The sequence below is a fragment of the Clostridium sp. JS66 genome (assembly GCF_033561535.1).
Lineage (GTDB): Bacteria > Bacillota > Clostridia > Clostridiales > Clostridiaceae > Clostridium_AM > Clostridium_AM carboxidivorans.
Map to the genome: position 1 here is coordinate 1176026 of NZ_CP131467.1, position 14645 is coordinate 1190670.

The window sequence follows — 14645 nt, forward strand, 5'->3', positions numbered from 1 at the left end:
AATTACAGAGAAATGGATTGAAGTGAGAAGTCCATAACAGTGAGGACATGGGCAGGTGAAAGGCTGCCTAATTATTATTTTAGGAGGTTGTTTTGATGAACAACAGTAAAATTAATTTGATAACAGAAAATGGAAAGGTATATGCTACAAGTAGGACAATAGCTGAGGATTTTGGAAAGGATCACAAAGAGGTCATTTATTCTATAGATGGTAGAATAGATAGCAATGGAGCAACTAAAAATAATGGAATAATTAATGAATTAATTGAGAGTGGGATTTCCCACCTTGAAAATTATTTTATTAAAAGTAATTATATTTCTAGAGGAAAGACTTATAAGGAATATTTAATTACTAAAGATGGATTTACTTTACTTGCTATGGGGTTTACAGGAGCTAAAGCAATTAAATTTAAAATTGAATATATTAATAAATTTAATGAGATGGAACAACAACTACAGGAAGTTTCTGAAGTAATGAATAGTAAAGGTGAGATGTCTTTAGATGATTGGAATAAAATTAGATTTAGTGAAAAGAGAACTATAAATACTTTTGCAGATTGTTCAATAGAAGATATTAAGCAATTGGTTGAAGAATTTATTGCATATGCTGAAACATTGGATACTAAAACTAGAGTTATAAGATGTAATAGTACTGTAAAAGGTATAACTAGATTACATGATAGGTTAGCGAAAGAATCTGTGACGAATATAGGTGATTGCTATAATCTTTTAAAATTGCAAGATAGTATTAAGACTATAAGCCATATGGCTGAGAATAGACATAGAGGTCAAAAGATTGCTCATAGAAATAAAAAGATAAAAGACCTGGAAAATAAAATAAGTTAAATATATATTATCAATTGATTTTTACTTTCATTTAAAAAATTACATAATTTTAATAATATTTTTACTGTCAATTTATTATAACATGAAAAAATACATAATGTCAATAAGGAATTTACGGGACAAGAAAATATTGTCCCGTAGAAATTAAATGATTGGAGAGAAAATTTATATGTTAAATTTATATGATACTTTATTAGAATTAGAGGAAAAAGGATGCATTCAAATACAGGCAAAAAATCTATGCACAGAAGAAAAGGAATATAAGAGACTTATAGCTAAATACAGAGACAATGAATTATTACAGAATAAATATAAAATAAGGTTAGAAAATGTTAAAAATGAAATGATGTATTTAAATACTGAAACAATAGAGATTTGTAAAGTCTTAGATGAAATTATGAAATATAACGATATAGAAGTGTTTATAGATGCTTTTAATCTAGACTGGGATGAATACGATGAAGATGAGGACTTTTACTCTAATTTGATGATTTCTGCAACACCGATTGGACATTGTATAAGACAGGGGTTGCTTCAAAACGAAAAAATGGTTAAGGATATAATATAGAAATGGTTATATTTTGGTTAATATGTAGGTGGTTATTGTCTACAGTGATGGGATTATGGATTATCGTTACTGGATTTATGATAGTGATGATGTCTATAGACCTATATAGAGATAGATATATATTAATAAAAATGAGAAAAGTTAAGAAAAGAAAGAAAAAGTATAGGTAATTGAACTGTTGCAGAAATGCGATGGTTCTTTTTATTTTATAAAAAAGTTTAAAGATTGAAAGGGGAAATGTAAATATGAAACAAAAGGTGATAGGAATATATGGTATAGAAGATGTAGAGACAGGAGATATATACATTGGACACAGCAAGGACATTGCAAAAAGATGGTCTAATCATGCAGCATTCTTAAAAAATAATGAATATAGATATAAAGAATTACAAAGTGCTTATAACTTGGATTGTAAAAGAATTAAATATACAATTTTGGAAGAATGTAAAATATCTGAGTTAAAGGAATTAGAAGATTGGTGGATAAAATATGCAGATAATATTGATGGTTGGAATGTTATAAATAAACAAAAACATGGTGGAGAAAGTAAAACTGTAAGTGATACTAGTAATATGCAAATAGCTCAGACTGGAGAAAATAACGGGCATTGCACAAAATTAAATGCAAACAAGGTAAGGCAAATTAAAGTGTATCAAAAAAATAATACATATAATGATGAGGAACTTTCTATAATGTATAATGTATCTTTAACACATATTAATAATATTAGAAATGGTAAAAGGTGGGCAAGTATACATATAGAAGATAATAAAAATAAAGTTGAATCTATTGGCGTAGATACAACTTCTTATAGCACTGTATTTGGCGATACAGTAAATCTATAACGTTATTTATATTATAACCAAAAATAAAAAATTATACAATGGTGTCCGTTATTTTGGACACCATTATTAAATTATCGAAAGGGGTAAATAAAGATGAAAAATAGAGTTAAAAAGGCTTTAATGATATATACAATTATGTGTTGTATTAATGTTGGAGTTATTATAGCTAACATTATGGGATGTAAAGGAATAATTATTTCAGGAGTATTATTTATAAATACTTTTTTGTTTGGGTCCATTGCCAAAAGATTAGTGGAATCTGGTGATAAAGATGTTTAGAAATTGTATAGCTATACCTTATAAAAATTTTAAAGAGAAGATGCGAATAATCAATACAGAATTTAAAAATAAAAAGTTTATGGATCTTGATGGGGTTTTATACCACGTTGAAAATAATGGTATTTTTGAAGAAGAAAGTGTTTGGAATTTATGTTGGAGAGAAAGGGCGAAGGTGAATTAATATGGAGGAAAATGAACGAAGGATATATAGTTTTAATAAAGCAGTTTTTATTTTGTGTAATGTTCCAAATGTAAATTATGAAATGAAGATTGATAAAGATACATTGGAAAGTTATTGTGTATTTGAAAATTCGTTAGGAGTAGCAATGGCTATTAGAGAATTTAATAATACAAATTGTGTTTGTAAACTACATGGGTTTTTAAATATTTATAAAAAAATAAGAAAAGAAAGTATCGAGTTAAAGAATAGATATTTAAAGCAAAAGGAAAAGGCGATTACATAAAGCAAACGCCCAAACCTAAAACAATTCATAACATTAAATGGTGGTGGTAGTTCATAGCTACCATCCCATAAATAAATTATAACATAAATTGTAAAAAGAGGAAAGGTGGAATAATATCATGGATAGATTAATGTATGATAAGATTATAAGAGTATTGGAGAATATAGAAAAACATCTGGATAAAATTGATAAGAAATTAGATAAAGATGAACAAAATAATTTAAGACCTGTGGTAAATAGACCTAGTGTAAGAGATAGAATTAGAATAAGGTAATTTGTAGAAAAAGTTGTTGGATTTGAAAGGAATTTTGCCTTCTTTTGTAGAATATGATAAATATTATTTTATGAAGGGAATTGAATTAATATGAGAGAGGAAAAAGATGTAATTAATTTAAAAACATTATTAGAAGTTCAAGAAATTACAAATATATTAATGGAAAGAGGGCTTATAACTTTAGATGATTGGAATGAAAGAATGATAAAAAGAATCAATAACGATAGTGATGTTATTAATCAAGATGAAATAGAATTTCTTAAATCATTTTATAAATAGGAGATATTATAATGGATAAAGATAGTTTAGAAGTAATTAAATGCTCTATTTTGTCAGATTTAGAACGAGGAAAGGAACCAAATAAAACGGATTATGTAAATGATGAAGTATTAACACCAGAGGAATACAGTGATTTAATTAAAAGTATGGAGCAAGAGGAATTAATAAATCCTGTAAATAAAACAAATGGTGGAAAAAAAGATATTTATTTTATGATATGGTTTAATGGTATTACGAAAAAAGGTATAAATTATTTAGAAAAATTTTTAGATAAAATTGAAGATTATTAAGTGGAGCATTCTTTATTTTAGAAGAAGTTATTGTATGAGAGATATTAAAAGAATAGATATATTATTGGATTTATTGAGAGAATACTGGAGCAAAAATCCTGATTTAAGGTTAGGTCAAATATTAAATATTGTAGCTTCAGTGGAAGATGTTGATGTTTTCTATTTAGAAGATGATAAAGTAATAGATTTTATAAGAAAAAACCTTAATAAATAGTTGTAAAAAGTACTATATATATTATTAAAAACCCTTTTGTTAATATAACCATATATGTTAAAATAAATAGGGGGTGATTTTTATGGGGTTAAGTTTTAGAAAATCTATAAAAATAGGTAAAAATACTAGAATTAATCTTAGTAAAAGTGGTGGTATTGGTGTATCTACAGGAGTTAAAGGTGCTAGAGTATCAATAAATCAAAAAGGTGTTAGAACAACCATTGGCAAAGATGGAATACAATATAGAACAAATCATAGTTTTAAAAAAGGTAATAATAGAGTTGTCAAGAAAGAAGAAACTACAGGCAATGCTTTTATAGATTTAATTAAAGGTTTATTTGGATTAGCATTCTGGGGATTTTTATTATATTTAATTATTAAGGTCTTATTTGGAGTTATTAGTGGTTAAAGGCTTGTAGAGATGCAAGTCTTTCTATTTTACAATCAATTTCACATTATCTCATAAAATGGTATAATATTACTAGAAATTTATGAGGGATGTGGATAAAAAAATGTCTGAAAGATATTTAATTCAAAAAATAAATATTATGGAACATATTGATGTAACTAAAGAAGAAGTTAAGATATGTAAAAATGCAATTAAAAATTATTTAAAAAATGAAAAAGGTTTTTCTTTAGAAGATCAGTTAAGTAAAGTAGAAAATGGTATAGGTATATTAGACTATAATAATAATAATTTCATGGATGTAATAAAACCTTTGATTAAAAATATATCAACATTTATGGCTTTTCAGGAAGCTAGTATGGAATTAATGAATGAAAATATTATTATGCCAATAAACCAATTTTATTTATTAGACTATCCAAGAGTTAAAATTTGTGAAAGGATTGAATATAATAGTTCAAGTGCTGAATTAATTATTAATAATAGGTATGAACAAAATAATATTTTCATACCTATTATACCTTATGGAAAATTTATTTTAAGACCTTCAAGAAAAAACAGTTTGGATAATAGTATTTAAATATATAGTAAAAACACCTGTTATTAGGTGTTTTTTATTGTGGAAAATATTAATAAAAGGTAGGTGAGAAAAGAGTGAGTGAAGAAAAATTAAAAAAAGATGGGACAGTAAGTAGACAGGGTGAAAATGGTGGAAGACCTTTGAAGTGGAAAAATGTTAATGAATTAATTGAATATGCTAATAATTTCTTTGATTGGTGTGAGGAAAATAAAAAAAGACCTACCGTTACAAGATTAGCTTATTATCTTGGATGCGATAGAAAAGACCTGATTAGATATGAGAATTATAAAGAATATGACTGGTTAAAAAGGTTAAGTGAAGAGGAAAAGAAAAAGTACAGCCACACGATTAAAGAAATTAAAAGAAGGATTGAAGCAGAGTATGAAGATTCATTATTTGATAAGTCTTCAACAGTAGGTGCGATTTTTACGCTAAAAAATAATTACAACTGGATAGAAAAGCAAGAAGTTATTACAAGTAAAGATAATAGCAATTCTGATTTATCGGCTGATGAAATTGAGAAGCAGTTAAAAGAACTTGAAAACTTGAAAGAAAGTAAATAAAATTTGTATTTTAAGTACCTTAAACGGTGATTTATGGTACATTATTTTTTATAACGATTTTATCACATTCAAACTATATAAAAGTGTTTCGTAAAACGTACCTAAAACTATTTACATTGTGGTACGTTTATGATACCATAATACTATAATATAGTTGAATAAGGATGTGGTTAATTATGTTAGTTGGATACGCTCGTGTAAGTACAGAAGAACAATCTTTAGATAGACAAATAGATGCTTTAGTTAAATATGGAGTAGATGAAAGGAATATCTATAAAGAAAAGATTACAGGTACTAAAAGAGATAGAGAGCAGCTTAATAAAATGATTAATGAACTTAAACAAAATGATATTGTTATAATTGCAGACTTGACTAGAATAAGTAGAAGTACAAAAGATTTATTAGAAATAGTTGCTAAGATTAAAGATAAAGATGCTAGTATAAAGAGTATTAAAGATACATGGCTAGATACTACTACAGACAATCCTTATAATGACTTCTTATTAACTGTAATGGCTGGACTATCACAACTAGAGAGAGACCTTATAAGTCAAAGAACTAAAGAAGGTTTAGCAAGTGCTAAAGCTAGAGGAAGAGAAGGTGGAAGACCTAATAAGAGAAATGATAAGGCTGATATAGTAGAGTTAATGTGTAAGGAAGGTTATAAAATAAAGGATATTGTTAATAAAACAGGAGTTAGTAGAACAACTGTATATAGAATTTTAAAAGACTTAGAAGGTAGTAAATAAGCTATCTTCTTTTTTTATATCCATTTTTAAGGAAAGGGGGTATGTTTATTGAATGATACAGAGTATAAAAAACGTAAATTAGAACTTGAAAAACAGTTAGCAATTATAAAAAGTAGAGAAAGCTTTTGGTATTACTGTAAAGTGAGAGAACCAGATTTCTATAAAGATAGTAGAATATATTTACATAATTTTTGTGAGTTATTGCAGCAATTATATGAAAGAAAACTTATAAATTCAGATACTAATAAACCTTTTAAACGTCTAATAATAAACATGCCACCAAGACATGGAAAATCAAGAACTCTGGGTAATTTTTGTAGTTGGATACTAGGTAAAAATAAAATGAATAGTATTATGACAGTAAGTTATAACTGCAACATTGCAACAGATTTTAGCAGGAATACAAGGGATATTATATTAGGCAACAATGATAATTACATAGGTTATTCTGATATATTTCCAGATACTAAAATCAAACAAGGAAATGGAAGTATGAATGATTGGGCATTAGAAGGTACACATCATACTTATACGGGTACTGGATGGGATGGTTCTGCTACTGGAAAAGGTTGTACAGTTCTTATCGTAGATGACCAAATTAAGACAGTAGATGAAGCTTTGAATGAAGCTTATCTTGATAAACTTTACAATAAATATAATGGTACTTTTATTTCAAGAATGGAGCATGATGCTTTACAAATTATATGCATGACTAGATGGAGTGAGTTTGACTTATGTGGAAGGGTATTAAATGAGGATGATGGCAACGATTGGTATGTTTTAAAATTGCCTGTTATAGATGAATCAAATAATACAATGCTATGTGATGAAATAATGGATATAGAGGAATATAAATATAAGAAAAAACATATTCAAGAGGAAATATTTCTGCCAAATTATATGCAGATTCCTATTAATAAAAAAGGTGCTTTATATTCTGATTTTAAAGAATATGAAACATTGCCTTTTGATGTTAATGGGGAAAGTCTACTACAAGATATTTTATGTTATGTGGATACAGCAGACACAGGAGCAGACTATTTGGCAAGTGTTGTTGGTGGTGTTTATAATGGAGAATTATATATATTAGATATTATTTACACACAAGAACCAATGGAAGTAACTGAAGGATTAGTAGCAGGATCTTTATTTAATAATCATGTTAGACATTGCTGGATAGAAAGTAATAATGGTGGTAGAGGGTTTGCTAGAAATGTTGAGGATAAACTATGGAAAGAATATTACACTAGAGAATGTGTAATTACTAAGTTACCACAGACTAAAAATAAAATAACTAGAATTATTATGAACTCTACATTTGTACAAGAACATGTTTATTTTCCTATAAATTCTAAAATTAGGTGGAGTAAAGCTTGGGAACATCTAATCAATTTTCAACGCATGGGTAAAAATAAACATGATGATATTGAAGATGCTATTACTGGATTGTGTGAAAAGTTTATTGAAAAATATAGGTTATATAATAGTGCTGGAGTTCAGTATGATGATGCAATTTATAAAAAAGGTATGGGACTTAAAAATAAAATTTATAGGAAGGGAGGTACAGTGTTCTAATGGATTATAAACATACAATAAAAAATACACTATTGAATTTAAATTCTGACAGTAAAGAACTTAGAGAACGTAAAAGAGTGAGAAATGATTACTATTTTTTCTTGGGAGAATGTAAAGAAAAAGACAGGAAAGATTTATTGCTTATAGATGAAGATAAACTTGGTATGAATTGGATAACTACTGATGATATTGATTATGTTCCTGCCGAAGATATTAGAAATAAAGTAAAACCTTTGTTGCGTAAACAAGCTAGATTTATGTTTAGTAAAGAACCTGATATTTTATTTAAGCCTTATTTGCTAGAAGATAAGGATAAATGTGAAGAATTAAGACAATTTATAGATGGAATTTTAGAGGATAATAGCTTTTGGTCTCTGACTTTAAAGGCTTTTTTAATGTGTACAATTAAGAAAAGGGTATTATTAAGATTAGAAATTAATCCAAGTGAACCTATTAAAATCTACTATGAGGACATAAAGGACTTTAGTTATACAGCTAATTCCAACACTAAGGAAGTAGAAACTGTAACTATTGTTAAAATTGATCCTATAACAGAAGATTTAAATATAAATGACCAAGTATGGCTAAAATATACATATTTTATGGAAGGTGGAACCTGTAAATTAAATGTTCAATCTTATCATTCTAATTTATTAGATAAGCCATTTAGTGAAGTTACTTCTGATACTAAACTAAGTAGATTACCCATGTGGGTTGTTATAAATGGAGGTCTATTAAATGAGGAATTTGGAGAAAGTGATTTGGAAGATTTAAGAAGTCCACAAAATCAGTATAATAGAAAAGTTTCTGATTTTGCTGATGCTCTAAGATTTAACATGTTTCCACAAACTGTAACTGTAGATGCTACACCAGATTCAGTAAATAAAATGACTATAGCACCTAATGCATTGGCTCCATTAATATCTGTAGAAGGTAAAACAGCTACAGTTCAAAAGCTTGAAACTAACTTTTCTGGAAGTGAAGCTTTAGAGAACTTTTTAAATAGGATAGAAAGAGATATGAGGTATATGTTAGATATGCCTAGTGTTGATGATTTGAATAATATCCCTTCAGCAAAGGCACTTAAATACATATATAATGACCTAGTTGCTAGATGTGAAGAAAAATGGAAAGACTGGGAAAATGTATTCAGAGAAATGATACTACTTATAATAGAGTCTTGTATTAAATTTAAATGTTATGCTACATGGAAAGAAGATTGGAACAACTTAGATTTTAAAATATTATTTAAGCATAATTATCCAATTCCAGAAGATGTGGAGGATAAAAAGAATTTAGCAATGTCCGAGGTAAATGCTAACTTAAAGAGCAGAAAGACATATATAAAAGAATTTGGAGATGTAGAAGATTATGAAACCGAATGGAAAGAGATTTTAGAGGAAATACAAGAAATTAATGAAGTTGAAAATGACCAGTTCATTCCTGATAATAATACAAATGGTGATGTAAATGGAAACTAATAAAGAGTATTTAGAATTAGTAAATGCAGCTAGAAATAAGCAAATAAATCTTACACAACAAAATTATAAAGATATAAGAGATATATTTGTACAAGCTTCTAAGAAATTAACAATTAAATCTTCAAATATGAAAAATAAAACTCTTAGTAAAGGTGTGGTTAAGGATTATATCAAGCAACTAAGAAAAATTACTGGAATAATCAGTGATGAACTAGAAAAATCTATTGAAAACGCTATTGAACAAAGTTCCAATAATGCTACTAATATTCAACTTGATTTTTTCAATCTTATTGATGAAAAATACAATCTTAATCTAAAAGAAACTTTTACAAATATGTTTAATAAAGTACCATTAGAAGCCATTAGTGAAATAATATCTGGTAATTTCTATAAAGATGGAAGAGGTTTAAGTAAAAGAATTTGGTTTACTAAAAATAAGGTTAATGGAGATATAGATTATATTATAGAACAAGCAATTATTCAAAAAAAATCTGTTTATGAGTTATCTAAAGACCTAGAAACTTATGTTAATCCAAGTGCTAAAAAATCTTGGGATTGGAAAACTGTATATCCTAATATCGGGAATAAACAAGTTGATTATAATGCCCAAAGATTAGCACGAACAGCTATTAATCATTCATATTTTTTGAGTAATATTAGAAGCTGTGAAGCGAATCCTTTCATAAATATAATGCACTGGGAATTAAGTCTGCAACATTCTATAAGGATGCATGGAAGAACAGATATTTGTGACAGATATGCTAATAATGATGATGGATATGGAAGAGGTAATTTTCTTATAAAAAATGTTCCAGTACCACATCCTCAATGCTTATGCAGTCAATATGGAATAGTAGAAGATGACTTAGAATCAATTGGAACTAGATTAAACAAGTGGATTAATGGAAAATCAGACAAATTGCTAGATGAATATTTAAAAAATAAATAAAAACAGGAGGTAATAATATATGGATTTATTACAATATTTACAAAAAACATTAGGCGAAGTCGAAGGAAAAAATACCTTTGATAAAATCAATTCTGATACTGAATTTTCTTTGTTAGTTGATAATAAAAAATCTTCTAATTATATAACTAAAGAAGATTTTAATAAGATTGATACAGAAAGAAAAGAGTATAAAAAACAGTTAGCTGATAGAGATAAACAGTTAAAGGATTTAGGGGACAAAGTTAAAGGCAATGAAGATTTAACATCCGAAATTGAAAGGTTAAAGAATGAAAATACAAAGGTAACTCAAGACTATGAATCTAAAATATCACAAATAAACTTTGATACTAAATTTGAAAAGGCTTTAGTTGGTTACAAGCCTAAGAATCCTAAAGCACTAAAAGCTTTATTAGATTTAGAAAAAGTAAAACTAGTAGATGATACTTTTATTGGTTTGGATGAGCAATTAAAGTCTTTAAAAGAATCAGATTCTTATTTATTTGAGCCAGAGATTACAGGTGGAACTGGTAAGTTAGGAACTTCATTAACTTCAAATTTAAATAAAGACAAACAACCTACAGATGGATTTAAGACCATAGGTGGTTTTTTAGCAAAACAAAGATTAGAGCAGATGGGAACTAATAATGGAGAAAGTTCTTTCTTTAAATAAAATTAGTAGTTAATAAAACTAAAAAAATATTATAAAAATGGAGGTTTTACGATGAGTAAACAAGTAACAAGAACAATTTTTGGAGAAAAGAAAAATATATTAGCAGTGGCTAATCATTTTGTGGCATTGCCTGTAAAGATTGATGCTACATTAGTTACAGCAGATTCTACAGGTAAAAAGATTATTCCACAAGGTAGCATTATCAGTAAAGATGGTAAAGTTGTAAATGATGGAACAGCTTTTGGAATTACAATGTATGATATTGATGTAACAAATGGAAGTCAATCAATAAGCACTGTAATACATGGATTCATAGATGGAACTAAGTTACCAATTGCTCCAACAGATGTGGCAAAAACAGCACTAAAACAGATTACAATACTCTAATTTGTAGTCTGTTTTTATTTTGTAATAAAATATTTAAATTTAAAATTTTTAAAAATTGAAAGTGAGGAAATCTATATGGATATAAATATTAAAGACGTATTAAACCCAGAAAGTATAAGCGAGTATATTACAAGCCTACCACAGGCAGTTACAATTGGTGGTGAACTTTTTCCTAATAAGAAACAATTAGGAATTGATATTACTTTAATCAAAGGTGCTAAAGAGAAACCTATTGTTTTATCTCAAAGTGCTTTTGATGTAAATGTAAAGGTTAGAAGTTTAAAAGCAGATATTAAAGAAGATACCAAAGAAATGCCATTTTTCAAAGAAGCAGTAGCAATAAACGAAAGAGATAGACAAGATTTATTAATGGCAATGAGTTCAATCAATTCAACTTGGAAGAACTTAGTCTTAGATAAGATTTATAATAACATAAATCAACTTGTAGTAGGTGCATCTGTACAGGTTGAAAGAATGAGAATGGCACTACTGAGCACAGGTAAGATATACATAACTAGTAATGAAAATGATATAGCATTTGATTATGGTATGCCAAATGGTCATATGGAAACATTAAGTGGTACTGCAAAATGGAGTGATTTTGTTAATTCCACACCAGTGGACGATATTATAAGATGGCAGGACTTAGTTGAAGAGGATACAGGAGTAAGACCTAGTAGAGCAATTTGCACTAGAAAGACTTTCAACTACTTGAAGAATAACAAATCTATTAAATTAGATATAAATAAAGATGGTACAACCATAATCACAGATGCGATATTAAAACAGTATTTATTGGATAAAGTAGGCGTAACAGTAGCTATAGTAAGTGGTAAATTTATTGCTGAAGACAAAACAGAACAACAGTATTTTCCAGACAATATATTTACTCTTATTCCAGATGGAACACTTGGTACAACTTATTATGGTACTACACCTGAAGAAGCTGATTTAATGGTAAAAGCAAGTGCAAATGTTTCTATTGTAAACACAGGAATTGCGATATCTACAAGCATAAGCGATGATCCAGTGCAAGTTTTAACAAAAGTATCTCAAATATGCTTACCATCATTTGAGAGAATAGAAGAAATATTTATAGCAACAGTGGTTTAGTTTTAATCAAGGGGGTACATGATATTGTATCCCTTCAAATATTTAAATTTTGGAGGTTTTAATATATGGCAAATAATAAAAAAGAAATTGAATTAATAAAGGTAAAAGCCTTAAAGAATATAAAATACAATAATTTAATTTTAAAAATTGATGATGAATTTGAGATTAATAAGGATGACCAAGAAGAATTAGTCAGCAAAAAATTGATTAAAGTTTTGGAAGTTCAAGTTACACAAGAAGATACACAACAATCTAATGATACTGAAGACAAAAAGTAGGTGTATTTAAATGTCTACAGATTTAGAAAAATTAAAATTTAATTTACAGGAGCGAGAGTACCCATACTTTGAGGATACTGATTTAGAAATGTTACTTGAGCAATATAGAGATGTAGTTACTGCGACTTACTATGGATGTTTATTAAAGGCTTCTGTAGATTCTATAGAAGTTGCAGGAATTAAAATTCCTTCCAATAGAGAATATTGGTTAAGTTTAGCTAAACAATTCAAAGATTTGCTATCTTCTAAAATACAATATAACACTAGTATGAAAAGAGTTGATGGTTGCTAATGAGTGGAATTAATAGAGTTAAATATAGTAAACAAATATTAAAAGCGTTGACCAGTAAAGGATTAATGAAAGATGTTGTTATTAAAAGAAATGATAAAAATGATTTTGGAGAAAAACAAGATGATTTAGAAGTCTGTACTGTAAAAGGATATTATTACAAAAATGAAACTAAAATAGTATTAAATTTAAGTGAATCTGGAACAATTAATGACCAATACAACGAAAAACTATTGATAGTATTTAATGATGGAAGCAAAGATATAAAACAAGATGATTATTTTGTATTAAATGATATTAAATATAAAATTATTGATACAGGAAATATAGAAGATATAGTCTTAAATATGACTATTGATAGGATGTGATGTTGTGAGTGACTTTAATATAGATATAAAAGATGTACTAGAGGGTCTACTTAAATTTGAAACAAAAAGTAAAATTGCGTTGGAGTTATATGGTGATACAGCAGCAAAAAAACTTGAAGCTGAAGCTAAGAAAAATGCATCTTGGGAAGATAGAACTGGACAAAGTAGACAAACTATCCAGGGCGGCACACAACAAAATGGAGATAATATTGATATTTATGTTGCTGGAAATACAGAATATTTTCCTTATCTAGAACTATGTAACGATAAAAAGTATGCTATTTTACAACCAACTGTGAATAAATTAAGCCCTAAAATATTAAAAGGTATGGATAACTTATTGGGAAAGTGATATAGATGGAAGGTTTAGACAGTATTGTACCACAAACATTATGGCAAAAAATATATCTAAATTTGAAAAACTTAGGTTATGAAGTATATTCTATAGGACAAAAAAGAGATAAATGTGAAAATAGTTATATAGTTATAAAAGAAAATGGGGTTTTTGCTAAAGCTGGCAATGTAGCTGGATACAAATTATTTGATATTATAATTTACCATCCTATTACTAATTATTCTAGTATGGAACTTTATGTGGAGAACATAAAACAAGATTTGAAATGTATTGATGAATTAAAGCCAACAGGAAATGAAACACCAACTGTCATTGACAGTGAGGTAGAAGCTTATACTACAAGTATAGAATATCAACAATTTAAGAAATTGAGGAGGTAAAACATGGAAGGAAAAACTTTAGTAAATGTAAAAAAATGTTTTGTCATAAATGAAAAAACAAACGAAAAATTCGATATTGGTGATACTGCTAGTGAAATACAAGTAGAACCAATATTGAGCCAAGGTAAAAGGGATATATTAAGAGTAAAAAATAAAATTTTAGGAATAAATGAAACTGAAGATATAGTTATAGGTTATAAATTAAAATTAAAGGATAATACTTTTAGTTTGAAGGTTATGCAATTAGTTGATGGTGGAACTATTTGTTATTAAGCAATTTATTTGCTTAATAACAGGTTCAAAAAAAGTAAATTATAATAGCCTTTCTTTTTACGTCAGATTAAATAATCTGACACAAAAAGAATAAGATTATTTAATCTGACTATAATTTAAAAATATAAAAAAATTTTATAGGACTGAAAAAAAGTGATAGAAATAATAAAG

Annotated in this window: 26 protein-coding genes and 1 pseudogene; all 27 read left to right on the forward strand. The window is 27.5% G+C overall.

What is annotated here, in order from left to right; translation table 11 throughout:
* Positions 1-95: 95 nt before the first annotated feature.
* The gene (locus Q6H37_RS05530) at positions 96-845 is read left to right on the forward strand and encodes a Rha family transcriptional regulator (RefSeq protein WP_318739833.1); all 750 of its coding nucleotides are present in this window, start codon (positions 96-98) and stop codon (positions 843-845) included.
* 169 nt (positions 846-1014) lie between these two features.
* A complete protein-coding gene (locus tag Q6H37_RS05535) occupies positions 1015-1413 on the forward strand; it encodes a hypothetical protein (protein WP_318739836.1) in 399 nt (132 codons plus the stop codon).
* A 44-nt stretch (positions 1414-1457) separates the two neighbouring features.
* Entirely contained in the window at positions 1458-1583 is a 126-nt protein-coding gene (locus tag Q6H37_RS05540) for a hypothetical protein (RefSeq protein WP_318739837.1), read from the forward strand.
* Positions 1584-1658: 75 nt separating this feature from the next.
* Positions 1659-2258: a GIY-YIG nuclease family protein gene (locus tag Q6H37_RS05545; protein WP_318739839.1), complete on the forward strand. Its 600-nt coding sequence runs from the start codon at positions 1659-1661 to the stop codon at positions 2256-2258.
* A 93-nt stretch (positions 2259-2351) separates the two neighbouring features.
* Positions 2352-2537, forward strand: coding sequence for a hypothetical protein (locus tag Q6H37_RS05550; RefSeq protein ID WP_318739841.1), 186 nt, complete (start codon positions 2352-2354; stop codon positions 2535-2537).
* A complete protein-coding gene (locus tag Q6H37_RS05555) occupies positions 2530-2718 on the forward strand; it encodes a hypothetical protein (protein ID WP_318739843.1) in 189 nt (62 codons plus the stop codon). Before Q6H37_RS05550 ends, Q6H37_RS05555 begins: the two co-directional genes overlap by 8 nt.
* A gap of 1 nt (position 2719) precedes the next feature.
* Positions 2720-3001, forward strand: a complete 282-nt coding sequence (locus tag Q6H37_RS05560; RefSeq protein WP_318739845.1) for a hypothetical protein — start codon at positions 2720-2722, stop codon at positions 2999-3001.
* 118 nt (positions 3002-3119) lie between these two features.
* Positions 3120-3275, forward strand: coding sequence for a hypothetical protein (locus Q6H37_RS05565; protein WP_318739847.1), 156 nt, complete (start codon positions 3120-3122; stop codon positions 3273-3275).
* 90 nt (positions 3276-3365) lie between these two features.
* Positions 3366-3554 carry a hypothetical protein gene (locus Q6H37_RS05570; protein ID WP_318739849.1) on the forward strand — a complete coding sequence of 63 codons (189 nt, stop codon included), beginning with the start codon at positions 3366-3368 and terminating at the stop codon, positions 3552-3554.
* Positions 3555-3565: 11 nt separating this feature from the next.
* Positions 3566-3844, forward strand: a complete 279-nt coding sequence (locus Q6H37_RS05575; RefSeq protein WP_318739851.1) for a YjcQ family protein — start codon at positions 3566-3568, stop codon at positions 3842-3844.
* Between the two features lie 34 nt (positions 3845-3878).
* Positions 3879-4058, forward strand: coding sequence for a hypothetical protein (locus tag Q6H37_RS05580; RefSeq protein WP_318739853.1), 180 nt, complete (start codon positions 3879-3881; stop codon positions 4056-4058).
* Between the two features lie 82 nt (positions 4059-4140).
* The gene (locus Q6H37_RS05585) at positions 4141-4467 is read left to right on the forward strand and encodes a DUF4236 domain-containing protein (RefSeq protein ID WP_318739855.1); all 327 of its coding nucleotides are present in this window, start codon (positions 4141-4143) and stop codon (positions 4465-4467) included.
* Between the two features lie 103 nt (positions 4468-4570).
* Positions 4571-5044, forward strand: a complete 474-nt coding sequence (locus tag Q6H37_RS05590) for a hypothetical protein (RefSeq protein WP_318739857.1) — start codon at positions 4571-4573, stop codon at positions 5042-5044.
* Between the two features lie 74 nt (positions 5045-5118).
* Positions 5119-5607: a terminase small subunit gene (locus tag Q6H37_RS05595; RefSeq protein ID WP_318739859.1), complete on the forward strand. Its 489-nt coding sequence runs from the start codon at positions 5119-5121 to the stop codon at positions 5605-5607.
* 176 nt (positions 5608-5783) lie between these two features.
* A complete protein-coding gene (locus tag Q6H37_RS05600; RefSeq protein ID WP_318739861.1) occupies positions 5784-6356 on the forward strand; it encodes a recombinase family protein in 573 nt (190 codons plus the stop codon).
* Positions 6357-6404: 48 nt separating this feature from the next.
* Positions 6405-7931, forward strand: coding sequence for a phage terminase large subunit (gene terL / locus Q6H37_RS05605; protein ID WP_318739863.1), 1527 nt, complete (start codon positions 6405-6407; stop codon positions 7929-7931).
* Positions 7931-9412 carry a phage portal protein gene (locus Q6H37_RS05610; RefSeq protein WP_318739865.1) on the forward strand — a complete coding sequence of 494 codons (1482 nt, stop codon included), beginning with the start codon at positions 7931-7933 and terminating at the stop codon, positions 9410-9412. Before terL ends, Q6H37_RS05610 begins: the two co-directional genes overlap by 1 nt.
* Positions 9402-10361, forward strand: a complete 960-nt coding sequence (locus Q6H37_RS05615; protein ID WP_318739867.1) for a hypothetical protein — start codon at positions 9402-9404, stop codon at positions 10359-10361. The genes Q6H37_RS05610 and Q6H37_RS05615 overlap by 11 nt, the downstream gene beginning before the upstream one ends.
* Positions 10362-10380: 19 nt before the next feature.
* On the forward strand, positions 10381-11031 hold the full coding sequence (locus Q6H37_RS05620) for a phage scaffolding protein (protein ID WP_318739869.1): 651 nt from the start codon (positions 10381-10383) through the stop codon (positions 11029-11031).
* Positions 11032-11082: 51 nt separating this feature from the next.
* Complete coding sequence (locus Q6H37_RS05625) at positions 11083-11418, forward strand: hypothetical protein (protein ID WP_318739871.1); 336 nt, start codon at positions 11083-11085, stop codon at positions 11416-11418.
* A gap of 75 nt (positions 11419-11493) precedes the next feature.
* Entirely contained in the window at positions 11494-12531 is a 1038-nt protein-coding gene (locus Q6H37_RS05630; RefSeq protein WP_318739873.1) for a major capsid protein, read from the forward strand.
* 65 nt (positions 12532-12596) lie between these two features.
* Positions 12597-12809 (forward strand): hypothetical protein, encoded by a 213-nt coding sequence (locus Q6H37_RS05635; protein ID WP_318739875.1) that lies wholly within the window; start codon positions 12597-12599, stop codon positions 12807-12809.
* Between the two features lie 10 nt (positions 12810-12819).
* Positions 12820-13101 carry a hypothetical protein gene (locus Q6H37_RS05640; protein WP_318739877.1) on the forward strand — a complete coding sequence of 94 codons (282 nt, stop codon included), beginning with the start codon at positions 12820-12822 and terminating at the stop codon, positions 13099-13101.
* A complete protein-coding gene (locus Q6H37_RS05645) occupies positions 13101-13466 on the forward strand; it encodes a hypothetical protein (protein WP_318739879.1) in 366 nt (121 codons plus the stop codon). Before Q6H37_RS05640 ends, Q6H37_RS05645 begins: the two co-directional genes overlap by 1 nt.
* A 4-nt stretch (positions 13467-13470) precedes the next feature.
* Positions 13471-13818: an HK97 gp10 family phage protein gene (locus Q6H37_RS05650; RefSeq protein ID WP_318739881.1), complete on the forward strand. Its 348-nt coding sequence runs from the start codon at positions 13471-13473 to the stop codon at positions 13816-13818.
* A gap of 5 nt (positions 13819-13823) precedes the next feature.
* Complete coding sequence (locus Q6H37_RS05655; RefSeq protein ID WP_318739883.1) at positions 13824-14201, forward strand: hypothetical protein; 378 nt, start codon at positions 13824-13826, stop codon at positions 14199-14201.
* 3 nt (positions 14202-14204) lie between these two features.
* A pseudogene (locus Q6H37_RS05660) lies at positions 14205-14465 on the forward strand (hypothetical protein); the annotation flags it as partial.
* Positions 14466-14645 lie beyond the last annotated feature (180 nt).